Origin of the sequence: Azonexus sp. IMCC34842, assembly GCF_050368855.1 — a bacterium.
In the GTDB taxonomy this organism is placed as follows: Bacteria; Pseudomonadota; Gammaproteobacteria; order Burkholderiales; family Rhodocyclaceae; genus Azonexus; species Azonexus denitrificans_A.
This window is the reverse complement of record NZ_CP178449.1, coordinates 3,830,778-3,842,674: the sequence shown is the minus strand read 5'-3', so window position 1 is coordinate 3,842,674 and position 11,897 is coordinate 3,830,778. Positions and strand designations below refer to the sequence as shown.

The 11,897-nt window shown below is 64.5% G+C and carries 12 protein-coding genes; 1 reads left to right on the top strand and 11 read right to left on the bottom strand.

The window, feature by feature from the left end; genetic code table 11:
* Positions 1 to 53: 53 nt before the first annotated feature.
* Complete coding sequence (locus ACLIKD_RS18255) at positions 54 to 1,229, top strand: M20 aminoacylase family protein (RefSeq protein WP_428826143.1); 1,176 nt, start codon at positions 54 to 56, stop codon at positions 1,227 to 1,229.
* A 3-nt stretch (positions 1,230 to 1,232) separates the two neighbouring features.
* Here ACLIKD_RS18255 and ACLIKD_RS18250 read toward each other — a convergent pair whose 3' ends face one another.
* The 11 genes from ACLIKD_RS18250 to ACLIKD_RS18200 all read right to left on the bottom strand — a co-directional run bounded on the left by ACLIKD_RS18250 (position 1,233) and on the right by ACLIKD_RS18200 (position 11,883).
* Positions 1,233 to 2,846, bottom strand: a complete 1,614-nt coding sequence (locus tag ACLIKD_RS18250) for a methyl-accepting chemotaxis protein (protein ID WP_226417871.1) — start codon at positions 2,844 to 2,846, stop codon at positions 1,233 to 1,235.
* 67 nt (positions 2,847 to 2,913) lie between these two features.
* Complete coding sequence (locus ACLIKD_RS18245; protein WP_428826142.1) at positions 2,914 to 3,828, bottom strand: MBL fold metallo-hydrolase; 915 nt, start codon at positions 3,826 to 3,828, stop codon at positions 2,914 to 2,916.
* Complete coding sequence (locus ACLIKD_RS18240; protein ID WP_428826141.1) at positions 3,825 to 4,004, bottom strand: DUF1289 domain-containing protein; 180 nt, start codon at positions 4,002 to 4,004, stop codon at positions 3,825 to 3,827. The genes ACLIKD_RS18245 and ACLIKD_RS18240 overlap by 4 nt, the downstream gene beginning before the upstream one ends.
* A 7-nt stretch (positions 4,005 to 4,011) precedes the next feature.
* Positions 4,012 to 4,203, bottom strand: coding sequence for a DUF1289 domain-containing protein (locus ACLIKD_RS18235; protein ID WP_428826140.1), 192 nt, complete (start codon positions 4,201 to 4,203; stop codon positions 4,012 to 4,014).
* The gene (locus ACLIKD_RS18230; protein ID WP_428826139.1) at positions 4,204 to 5,193 is read right to left on the bottom strand and encodes a hypothetical protein; all 990 of its coding nucleotides are present in this window, start codon (positions 5,191 to 5,193) and stop codon (positions 4,204 to 4,206) included.
* A complete protein-coding gene (locus ACLIKD_RS18225; RefSeq protein WP_428826138.1) occupies positions 5,190 to 6,098 on the bottom strand; it encodes a hydroxymethylglutaryl-CoA lyase in 909 nt (302 codons plus the stop codon). The genes ACLIKD_RS18230 and ACLIKD_RS18225 overlap by 4 nt, the downstream gene beginning before the upstream one ends.
* An 18-nt stretch (positions 6,099 to 6,116) precedes the next feature.
* A complete protein-coding gene (locus tag ACLIKD_RS18220) occupies positions 6,117 to 8,168 on the bottom strand; it encodes an acetyl/propionyl/methylcrotonyl-CoA carboxylase subunit alpha (RefSeq protein WP_428826137.1) in 2,052 nt (683 codons plus the stop codon).
* Positions 8,169 to 8,171: 3 nt separating this feature from the next.
* Entirely contained in the window at positions 8,172 to 8,957 is a 786-nt protein-coding gene (locus tag ACLIKD_RS18215; RefSeq protein ID WP_428826136.1) for an enoyl-CoA hydratase/isomerase family protein, read from the bottom strand.
* Between the two features lie 9 nt (positions 8,958 to 8,966).
* Positions 8,967 to 10,574, bottom strand: a complete 1,608-nt coding sequence (locus ACLIKD_RS18210; protein ID WP_428826135.1) for a carboxyl transferase domain-containing protein — start codon at positions 10,572 to 10,574, stop codon at positions 8,967 to 8,969.
* A gap of 84 nt (positions 10,575 to 10,658) precedes the next feature.
* A complete protein-coding gene (locus ACLIKD_RS18205; RefSeq protein ID WP_428826134.1) occupies positions 10,659 to 11,258 on the bottom strand; it encodes a TIGR00730 family Rossman fold protein in 600 nt (199 codons plus the stop codon).
* A 7-nt stretch (positions 11,259 to 11,265) separates the two neighbouring features.
* A complete protein-coding gene (locus ACLIKD_RS18200; protein ID WP_428826133.1) occupies positions 11,266 to 11,883 on the bottom strand; it encodes a 2-hydroxychromene-2-carboxylate isomerase in 618 nt (205 codons plus the stop codon).
* Between the last annotated feature and the right edge of the window lie 14 nt (positions 11,884 to 11,897).

Genomic DNA, 11,897 nt, shown 5'->3' with positions numbered 1-11,897 from the left:
GGCGGCGCGGCGGGGCAAGCCGCGGCATAATGGAAACCGATAAGGAGACGACCATGCCCCCGACCCTTCCCCTGCTTGATTTACCCTTCCTCGCCGAGCTGACCGCGCAACGGCGCGACATCCACGCCCATCCCGAACTTGCCTTCGCCGAGGCGCGCACGGCCGACCTGGTCGCCGGCGAACTTGAACGCTATGGCCTCGAGGTGCATCGCGGCATCGCCAAAACCGGTGTCGTCGGCGTACTGCGGGCCGGCACTTCGTCCAAAATGATCGGCCTGCGGGCCGACATGGACGCCCTGCCGCTCGCCGAAATGAACGAGTTTCCGCACCACTCGCGGCACGCCGGCAAGATGCACGCCTGCGGCCATGACGGTCATACCGCGATGCTGCTCGGTGCGGCGCGCTACCTGGCCGGCAATCCGGATTTCGACGGCGTCGCAGTGTTCATTTTCCAGCCGGCCGAGGAATCGGAAGGCGGTGCCGCGGTGATGATCGAAGACGGCCTGTTCGAGCGTTTTCCCGTCGAGTCGGTATTCGGCCTGCACAACTGGCCGGGCATTCCGGTCGGCGAAATGGCGGCGATGCCGGGGCCGGTAATGGCCGGCACCTGCGCTTTCGAAATCTTCGTGCGCGGCCACGGTTGCCACGCGGCGATGCCGCATCAGGGCGTCGATTCCATCGTCGCCGGCGCGCAACTGGTGCAGGCCCTGCAAACGGTGGTCAGCCGCACGTTGCATCCGTGCGAGTCGGCGGTGGTCAGCGTTACCCAGTTCCATGCCGGCGAAGCGTGGAACATCATTCCGGAAGAAGTGGTGCTGCGCGGCACGATCCGCAGTTTCAAGGCGGACGTCCAGGAGAACATCGAGCGGGCCATTGAGCGGCTGTGCAGCGGCATTGCGGCGGCGAACGGGGCACAGATCAGCGTGCATTTCGACCACCGCTATCCGCCGACGGTCAACAGCGTCGCTGAGGCAAAATTCTGCCAGGCCGTGGCGGCCGAGGTTTTTGGTCCGGAACGGGTACTCACCGATATTCTGCCGTCGATGGGCGCCGAGGATTTCGCCTATATGCTGCGCGAAAAGCCGGGCTGCTATGTCTGGCTCGGCAACGGCCCGGGCACCGGCGGCTGCACGCTGCACAATCCGCACTACGACTTCAATGACGAGTTGCTGACCCTGGGAGTCAGCTACTGGGTGCAACTCGTCCGGCGGGCCTTGCCGAAAGCCTGAGGCTCAGACCTTGAAGCGGGCGATGGCCTGACTCAAGGCGGTCGACGTCGAATTCAGACGGCCGGCCGAGCCGACCACATTCTGCATCGCCTGGTCGTTCTGCTCGATCAGGTTGCGGACTTGTTCGACATGCGACTGCAGGGCTTTCTCGTTGCCGTTCTCGACGCTGATCGCCGTGGCAATCTGCTGGACCACCTGGGTGACCTGCAGCGAGCTGGCGTTCATCTGGTCGAAGGCTTCGCGGGCCTGATGCGACAGGTCGACGCTGTCGCCGACCTGCAGCAAACCCGATTCCATGCCGGCGACGGCGCGTTTGGTGCCGGACTGGATGCTTTCGACCATGGCCGAAATTTCGGCGGTCGATTGCGTCGTCCGTTCGGCCAGCTTGCGCACCTCGTCGGCGACCACCGCGAAGCCGCGCCCCTGTTCGCCGGCCCGGGCCGCTTCGATCGCGGCATTGAGCGCCAGCAGGTTGGTCTGGCCGGCAATCTCGGAAATGACGCCGAGGATGGAACTGATTTGCGCCGAGAGGGCGCCGAGTTCCTGGACGTGGCCGGCCGTGGCGCGAACCGAATTGGCCATCGCCTCGGTTTCGCTCGCCGCCTTGCTGGCCAGCGCGGCACCGCTGCCGGAGATGTTGCTTGAAGCGCCGACAATCTGCTCGGCCTCGGTGACGGCCGACATCACGGCGCGCAGGCTGGTCGCCAGGCTTTGCACATTGCCGACCATTTCGCCGGCCCGGTCGAGCTGCTGGCGACTGCCGGCGGCGACTTGCTCGGTTGCTTCGCCAACCTGGCGAGCCGTCTGCTCGACATCGCGGGCATGGCTGGCCAGCGTCCCGACCAGCTGGCGCAGTTGCTGCTGCATGCTGGCCAGCGCGGCGAGCAGGCTGTTGCTGTCGCCGCTGCTCAGGGCGATCGGCTGGGTCAGGTCGCCAATCGCCACGGCATTGGCCACCTGGCGGGCATAAGCCGGCTCGCCGCCGAGTTCGCGGCGCACATAGGCCAAGGTGGTGAGGGCACTGGCAATCCCGATCAGTACGGCCAGTATCGACAAGCCGAGAATGATTCCTTGCAGGCGTTCGACCTGCGTGGCGACGGCGCTGCGCTGCGCATCGGCAATTTTCTGCAGGGCTCCGATATCGTCCAGCAAGGCCTGTTTCAGCGCCCGCCAGGCGGGCGTTTCGCGGCTGTTGATGAGGGTTTTGCCTTCGTCGATCTGGCCCGCCTTGAGGGCTGCCATGACCTGCGTCTGGGCTTCGGTCTGGGCGGCGGCGAGCGGTTCAAGGCGGCCGATGCTGCTGGCGAAGCCATCGACCGTCGCGCTGGCGGCGATGGCGCTGGCGCGCGCGGCGGCGAAATCCTTGCGGGCTTTTTCGAGATTCTGGTAAGCCTTGGGATTGCCCGGGTCGAGCACGATGTTGCGCAGGGCCTGGCCCATCTGCAAACCCTGGGCGTACATTTCCCGGTAATTCTGATTGAGTGCGCCGACCCCGTCGAGGAAGGTGCCGAATTGCGCCGAGGTGGAGCGCAGGCCGCTGTAGGAGACGACGATTGCCGCGATGAAGGCGGCCATGATCAGCGCCATGCCGAGCAGCAGTCGATTACGGAAACTCATGTTGATTAAACCCTTTGCATATAAGGGTTTGATTGTACGTTATCGGTCTGCCTCGATCCAGCGAGAATCAGCCTGCGACCAGATCTCCGGCCTCGCGGCGCAAGGCGTTGACCAGCAGCAGATCGCGTTCGACCCGGGCCGCCAGCATCTCTTCGTCAAGCCCCAGGTAGCGGCTATTGACGTCGATGGCAAACGGCAGGCTGAGGATGAAACGGGGGAAATCGGCGGCGGCGATGCGCCGCCGCTCCATCATGGCGAACGAGACGATGACCTTGATCGCGTGCCAGGCCAGTTTGTCGATTTCGGCGGTAAACATCTCGAGGCGCCGGAAAGCCCGCGCGAAAGCCGCATCCACCGTGGCAAACGGCTTGCCGTGGCCGGGAATCACCGTGTCGATGGGCAGCCGGGCGAGCATTTCCAGCGTCGCCCGGGTGCTGGCCAGACCGTCGGCCTCGCCGAGCAGTTCCGGGAAAATCACGCCGAAACCGTTTTCCCACAGCGCATCGCCGGAAATCAGGATGCGCTGTTCGGCGTTGTAGAAGGCGAGCGCTTCCATGTCGTGGCCGGGCACGGCCAGCAACTGCCAGTTCAGGCCGGCCATTTCGACTTCGCTGCCGGCGGCGAGCAGGCTGTCGTGTTGGAAGCGCGCCGATTGCTGGCCGAGCGGCGAAAGAAGCAGGGCGTTTTCGTCCCATTCGGCAATCACCGCATGCAGGCCGGCCGGCACGCTGATTGAACAACCAAACCGGGCCTGCAAGGCGGCGTTGCCGCCGATATGGTCGGAATGCGAATGGGTGTTGAACAGCCGCTTCAACTGCCGGCCATCCAGCGCATGGCCGACCAGCTCGACGGTCTGGGCGGCATGCGCGACGTAACCGCTATCGACCAGCGTGGCGTTTTCGCCTTCCAGGCAAAGGATGTTGTTGGCCGAGAGCCAGCCGCGTTCGAGAACGACCAGCGACTCGGGCAGATGCACGCTCATTCCGGGTGGTCCGGGTCGGCACTGATATTGGCCGGCTGGATCGATGGACAGGTCGCCTCGGCGACGATTTGCGGTGAACCGAGCGGCGGCCGGCCGCAACCCAGGCAGTAGCCGGAATCGGGATCGGCCATGCAGACCCCGACGCAGAGATATTGGTCTTCTTCGTAGTTTTCCATGATCGGCTCAGCGCTTGCCGTCGCCCGGCAATGCGTCGTGTTCGGCTCGGCGCCGGGCGATGGCGGCGAGGATGCGGGCCCGGTGGGAATCGTCGGTCCGCGACCAGACGGTGATTTCTTCGATGGTCCGGAAACAGCCGAGACACAGACCGTTGTTGGCATCCATCCGACAGATGTTGATACAGGGTGAAGGGAGCATTTAGATGAGCATGAACCGGTGTTGCTGATCGCGCACCATCTCAACGGCTTCGAGTGCTTCGTCGCGGCTTATTTTGGCGAGCATGACCAGATGAAGACGCTTGTCGCGGGCAGATAGTTCCGGAAAGTTGAGGGTGTGCACGTCGACATCCTGGCTCGTCTCTTCGCGGACGATGCCCAGGCGGTCAACGGTAATGCTGACCGGCGCCAGACTGAGCGCCGGTTCCGGCGAGCGGAGAAACTCGGCCAGCGAGGCGAGCAGGTGTTCGGGCATCAACGATTCGACGTTCTGGCGCAGGCGGGCGTCGAGGTCGGCGAGATGTCGGGTGCGCACTTCGTATTCCGAACCCGGTGTGCTGCCGCGCAGCACTGTCAGGTGGGAGCGCCCAACCGAGACATCGGCGCGCAAGCCTTCGCGCTCCTGGCGCAGCGCTTCGACGTGGGCGCTGAAGGTGCGGAGCAGGCTTTCCAATGCCTGGCAGCGCAGTTTGTGCAAGGTGACCGCAAGATCGCAGCACGGCGCGATCAGTATATGGTCGGAAAAGAACAGGACCTGTTGCGGCACATCGTTCTGAATCAGGTCGCCCTGCTGCACCATGCCGAACTGCTTCTTTTGCAGGCGGCGCGCCGCGAACATCGCGTAAAAGTACTCGCTCTCCCAGCAGCCCGGCTCGGCCAGGAAATCCCGCACGGCCTGGCTGCGGCCGAGCATCTGGTCGATATCGCCGGCTGTGGCGAACAGCGCATGGACCAGCGGATTGCTGGCAAAGGCCTGGCGGTTGATCTCGATCGGTCCGGGCAGCGCCGCGACCAGTCCGTCGCAATAACCCAGCGCGTGCTCTACCGGAAAAGCCAGCTGTTTCTCGAAATTCGGTGCCACCCGGAGCAGCGGATCGACCAGTTCGGCGACCCGTTCGAGCGCCTTGAGGACAGCCGGTCCCGGCCGCGGCGCGGGCTTCAGAAAATCGGCAACAGCGGAAATCAGACTCACACAGTAGCTTTGGCACAAAGTGCCCGGCCGGCCTTGGCTCCGTTCGGGCGATTGAGGGAGGTGGAAATCCATTCCCCGATAGCTGCCAGTTTAGCCAGATCGATGCCGGTTTCAATGCCCAGGCCCTGCAATAAATAAACAACATCCTCGGTCGCCACGTTGCCCGAGGCGCCTTTGGCGTAGGGGCAACCCCCTAGACCGGCGATCGAGCTGTCGAAAACGGCCATGCCGAGTTGCAACGAGGCGTGGATGTTGGCAATCGCCATGCCGTAGGTGTCATGGTAATGGCCGGCCAGCTTTTCGATTGGCAAGAGGCGGGCGCAGGCTTCGATCATGCGCTCGATCGAGGCCGGGTTGCCGACGCCGATGGTGTCGCCGAGCGAGACCTCGTAGCAGCCCATAGCGAATAGCCGGTTGGCGACGCTGGCCGCCTGCGCCGGTGCAATCGCCCCTTCGTAGGGACAGCCAACGACGCAGGACACATAGCCGCGGACCGGGATTTCCAGCGCGCTGGCGGCCGAAACGATGGGTTCGAAGCGTTTCAGGCTCTCGGCAATCGAGCAATTGATGTTTTTCTGCGAGAAAGACTCGGAAGCGGCACCGAAAATGGCTACTTCCGTGGCGCCCGCCTGCACCGCCGCATCGAAACCCTGCAGATTCGGCGTCAAGACCGGGTACACCGTCGCCGGGTGGCGTTTGATGCCCTGCATGACTGCCGTGTTGTCGCCCATCTGCGGCACCCACTTCGGCGAGACGAAAGAAGTTGCCTCGATGACGCGCAGGCCGGCCTCGGCCAGACGTTCGATCAGTTCGATCTTGATCGCCGTCGGCACGACCTGCTTTTCATTTTGCAGCCCGTCGCGCGGGCCGACTTCGACAATTTTTACCTGGCTGGGAAGGGACATGGACTGACCTCGTGGGGATTACTGGCTTTCGAACTCGACCAGCGCCGCGCCGTCGCTGACCTGTTCGCCTGCCGCGTAACAGAAGGCCTTGACGGTGCCGGCAGCTGGGGCGGTGATGGTGTGTTCCATTTTCATCGCTTCGAGGATGAGCAGCGGCGTGCCTTTTTCCACTTTCTGGCCGGGTTGGGCGAGCAGGGCGACGACCTTGCCAGGCATCGGCGCGGTCAGGCCGCCGCCGTGGCTATCGCCGGCGTCGACACGATGCAGCGGGTCATCACGGAGAAGTGAGTACGTGCTCCCGTTCAAGAACAGGCTGCGCTTGTCGTCGGCGGCGACGACGCTGGCCATCAAGCGGCGGTCGTCGAGTTCGACGGCAAAGCGGTCGCCGTCCAGCTTCTTGCCGCGGGCCAGTGTCGTTTCGCCGGCGACGGTAATTTCCCACCGATCGCGCCGGTAGCGGACGTGCGCATCGACCAGCGCTTCGCCATCTTCCCCCAAGGGGACGTCCTGCGCCGCGAAGCAAGTCCCCTTGGGGGCGGGAGTGCGGAAGCTGATGGTGCGGGCCGACGACAGGTTCATCCGCCAGCCGTCGCGGGCGTGCCAGGGCGACCAAGGGTCGCCGCTGGTCTTCGCCGCTTGTTTGGCGGCATGCTGTTCCCAGAGCAGTTCGCCGACCGTCGCGACGAGCAGCGCATCGCGCGGCACGGCCTGGGCGGCCGGGAAGAGGAAGTCCTTCTGTCGTTCGATCAGGCCGGTATCGAGATCGGCACCGGCGAAGGCCGGGCAGGCGACAAGGCGCGACAGGAAGTCGATATTGGTGGTGACGCCGGCCACCTGGTAGTCGGCCAGGGCTTTCCGCATGCGGGCCAGGGCCGCATCGCGGTGTTCGTCCCAGACGATCAGCTTGGCGATCATCGGGTCGTAGAAGGGGGTGATCTCGTCGCCTTCCTCGACGCCGGTATCGACGCGCACATTGAGGCTTTCGACCGGCGGCGACAGGCGGATCAGGTGGCCGGTCGAGGGCAGGAAGCCCTTGTTGGCATCTTCGGCATAAATCCGTGCTTCCAGCGCGTGGCCGCGAATCTGCAACTGTTCCTGGGCGAGCGGCAGCGGCTGGCCGGCTGCAACGCGCAATTGCCATTCGACCAGATCCTGGCCGGTGATCATTTCGGTCACCGGGTGCTCGACCTGCAGGCGGGTGTTCATCTCCATGAAATAGAACGAGCCATCCTGATTGGCGATGAACTCCACCGTCCCGGCACCGACATAGCCGACCGCCTGGGCGGCGGCGACGGCCGCTTCCCCCATCTGGCGGCGGCGCTCGGGCGTCATGCCGGGGGCCGGGGCTTCTTCCAGCACCTTCTGGTGGCGGCGCTGCACCGAGCAGTCGCGCTCGAACAGGTAAACGCAATTGCCCTGGCTGTCGGCAAAGACCTGGATTTCGATGTGCCGGGGGCGGGTGATGTACTTCTCGATCAGCACATGCTCGTTGCCGAAGCTGGATGCGGCTTCGCGCTTGCACGAGGCGAGCGAGTCGGGGAAATCGCCACTTTGTTCGACCAGCCGCATGCCCTTGCCGCCACCGCCGGCCGCCGCCTTGATCAGGACCGGATAACCGATCTGGTCGGCTTCGCGATGCAGCAGCTCGGGGTTCTGGTCATCGCCGTGGTAGCCCGGGGTCAGCGGCACGGCGGCCTTGCCCATCAGCTTCTTGGCTTCCGATTTCGAACCCATGGCGCGGATTGCCGAAGCCGGCGGGCCGATGAAGGTGATGCCGCTGGCGGCGCAGGCCTCGGCAAAGTCGGCATTTTCGGAGAGGAAGCCGTAGCCCGGATGGACGGCCTGGGCGCCGGTGCGCCTGGCGGCGTCGAGAATTTTGTCGGCGACCAGATAGGACTCGCGAGCTGCGGCCGGGCCGAGCAGCACCGCCTCGTCGGCCAGCCGGACATGGCGGGCGTTGGCGTCGGCTGCGGAATAGACAGCGACGGTGCGGATGCCCATGCGGCGGGCCGTCTTGATCACCCGGCAGGCGATTTCGCCACGGTTGGCAATCAGAATCTTGTTGAACATGGTCTATTCCCCAATCCAGGCGGGCGGGCGTTTGTCGAGGAAGGCGGCGATCCCGTCGCGGGCTTCCGGCGTCGCCCGCAGGTGGGCGATGCGGTGGGCGGTGTCTTCGACCAGCGTGTGGTTGATCGGCTGGTTATCGACGGCGCGGATCAGGTCCTTGGCTGCGGCCTGGGCGAGCGGCCCGCCGAGGATCAGGGCGGCGACGATTTCCTGCACCTTGGCGTCGAGTTGCTCCGGCTCGACCATTTCGTGGACCAGGCCGAGTTCGCGGGCGCGGGCGGCGTCGATCCGTTCGGCCGACTGGAAGTAGCGGTAGGCCTGACGGGCGCCGATGGCGCGGACAACATAAGGGCTGATGGCCGACGGGATGATGCCGAACTTGACTTCCGAGGTGGCGAAGAAGGCCTTGCTCGATGCGACGGCGATATCGCAGGCCGCGGTCAGCCCGGTGCCGCCGCCGAGAGCGGCACCCTGGACGCGGGCGATGGTCGGCTTCTTCATCTCGGCCAGCGTGCGCAGCATGCCGGCCAAGCCGCGTGCATCGTTTAGGTTGTCGTCGAGGCCGTTGTTGGCGGCGCGCTTCATCCAGTTAAGGTCGGCGCCGGCCGAGAAGCTCTTGCCGCGACCGGCGAGCACGACGACGCGGACATCGGGGTCGGCGTCAAGGGCGATGCAGGCGGCGGTCAGTTCGGCGATCAGCGTTTCGTCAAAGGCGTTGTGCATGTCCGGACGGTTCATCCAGATCGTTGCGACCTTGCCCGAGAGTTCGATTTCCAGTGTGGTAAACATGTCTATTCCTTACATTCGGAAGATGCCGAACTTGGTTTCTTCGGCTGGGGCGTTCATTGCGGCGGACAGGCCGAGACCGAGCACGCGGCGGGTATCGGCCGGGTCGATGATGCCGTCGTCCCACAGGCGGGCGCTGGCGTAGTAGGGGTGGCCCTGGGTTTCGTACTGCTCGCGGATCGGCGCCTTGAAGGCGGTTTCCTCCTCGGCGCTCCAGGTCTTGCCGGCCGCTTCGATGCCGTCGCGCTTGACGGTGGCCAGCACGCCGGCCGCCTGGTCGCCACCCATCACCGAAATCCGGGCATTCGGCCACATCCACAGGAAGCGCGGCGAGTAGGCCCGGCCGCACATGCCGTAATTGCCGGCGCCGAACGAGCCGCCGATGACCACGGTGAATTTCGGCACCTTGGCGGTCGCCACCGCGGTGACCATCTTGGCGCCGTCGCGGGCGATGCCGCCGTTTTCGTACTTGCGGCCGACCATGAAGCCGGTGATGTTCTGCAGGAAAACCAGCGGAATGCCGCGCTGGGCGCACAGTTCGATGAAATGGGCACCTTTCAGGGCCGATTCGCTGAACAGGATGCCGTTGTTGGCGACGATACCGACCGGGTAGCCGTAAATCCGGGCAAAGCCGCAGACCAGCGTGGTGCCGTAGCGCGCCTTGAATTCGTCGAAATCGGAGTCGTCAACGACGCGGGCGATGATTTCGCGGACATCGAAGGGTTTCTTGCTGTCGGTCGGAATGACGCCGTACAGTTCCTGCGTCGGGTAGCGCGGCTCACTGGGGGCGGTCAAGGTGACCGGCGGCGCCTTCTGCCAGTTCAGATCCTTGACGATGCGCCGGGCAATGGCCAGCGCATGGGCGTCGTTCTCGGCCAGATGATCGACGACGCCGGAAATGCGGGTATGCACGTCGGCCCCGCCGAGGTCTTCGGCGGTCACTACCTCGCCGGTCGCCGCCTTGACCAGCGGTGGGCCGCCCAGGAAGATCGTGCCCTGGTTCTTGACGATGATCGACTCGTCGCACATTGCCGGCACGTAGGCCCCGCCGGCCGTGCATGAGCCCATCACGGCGGCGATCTGCGGAATGCCCTGGGCCGACAGGTTGGCCTGGTTGAAGAAAATGCGACCGAAGTGTTCCTTGTCCGGAAAGACCTCGTCCTGCATCGGCAAAAAGGCGCCGCCGGAATCGACCAGATAGACGCAGGGCAGCCGGTTTTCCAGGGCGATTTCCTGGGCCCGCAGGTGTTTCTTGACGGTCAGCGGGTAATAAGTACCGCCCTTCACCGTGGCATCGTTGGCGACGATCATGCATTCGACGCCATGCACCCGGCCGATGCCGGCAATCACCGAAGCGGCCGGCACATCGCCGCCGTACATGCCATAGGCGGCGAACTGGCCGATTTCAAGGAATGGCGTGCCGGGATCGAGCAGGCCGCTGACCCGTTCGCGCGGCAACAGCTTGCCCCGCGCCAGATGTTTCTGGCGGGCGGCTTCCGGGCCGCCGAGGGCGATCTTTTCGACTTTTTCGTGCAAGTCGGCAACCACGCTATCCATCGCTGCCGCATTGGCCTGAAAGTCGGCCGAGCGCGGGTTGAGTTGGGTTTTCAGTACGGTCATGTCTCTTCCTAGTTATTAGTTGCCTAGTTACCTAGGAGCTGGAGTGGTTTTGCTAACAGCTCAAGCCCCTAGGTAACTCGATCCTCACAACTGCCTCTCCTCTTTGAGCCACTTGCTGACCGGCTCTGGCCGGTAGGTCGCCATCTGGTCGAGCAGGCGTTCGATGTCGGTGTCGGCCAGGGCCATTGCCCGGTTCTGCTCGCGCAGGAAACGTTCGCCGACGGCATGGTCGAACAGCGCCAGTAGCGGGTCGTAAAAACCATTGACGTTGAGCAGGCCCATCGGTTTCACGTGGAACCCGAGCTGGCCCCAGGTCAGGATTTCGCAGAATTCCTCGAATGTCCCGAAACCGCCGGGCAGGGCGATGAAGCCGTCGGCCAGTTCGGCCATCCGCGCCTTGCGGGTATGCATCGAATCGACCACTTCGAGGCGGGTCAGCGCCCGGTGCTCGACATGGCGACCGGCCACTTCCTTGCCCATTAGCGCTTCGGGAATGACGCCGATGGCCGCGCCGCCGGCCGCCAGGCAAGAATCGGCGACGGCGCCCATCAGGCCGACATTGCCGCCGCCATAGACCAGTTCGATGCCGCGCGCCGCGAGCAGCCGGCCGAGCTTTTCAGCCTCGCTACGGTATAGCGGGTTGTGCCCGGGGTTGGAGCCGCAGAAGACGCAGATTCGTTTCATGTCGGTCTCAGAAGCCACCGCTGGCCAGCCATTTCTCAATCTGCGGCAGGCGGTCGGCACCAAAGAAAGCTTCGCCGTCGATGATCACGTGCGGCGAGCCGAAGACGCCGATGGCCAATGCCTTGTCGCATTCATCCTTGAGGCGGGCCTTGATTTCCGGGCTTTGCAGCGCAGAACCAAGTTCGCGACGGTCGATGCCCAGACCGGCAGCGATGTCGAGCACGGTGTCGGGCGAGGAAATGTCGCGGTCGTCGACGAAGAAGGCGCGGTAGACGGCATGGGCAAATTGCCGGGCCAGAGCGCAGTCCTGGCCGTGCAGCCAGTAATAGGCGCGGGCGGCATTCTGCGTCGGCAGCGGGAAGCGGCTCGGCGGGTTGTAGGGGATTTCCATGAAGCGGGCCGAGCGGTGGAAATCCCGCTCAATATACTTGCCCTTGCTGCTCACCCCATCGGCCGGCGGCCGCGAGCCGACGGCCTGGAAGATGACGCCGAGCAGGACCGGGTGCCATCTGACCTTGCGGCCATGCCGTGCGGCGAGGGCATCGATCTTCTCGCTCATCAGGTAGCCGTAGGGGCTGGAAAAATCGAAGTAGAACTCGATGGGCGCGGTGCCGGAATCGGGCATGGTTTGTCTCCTCG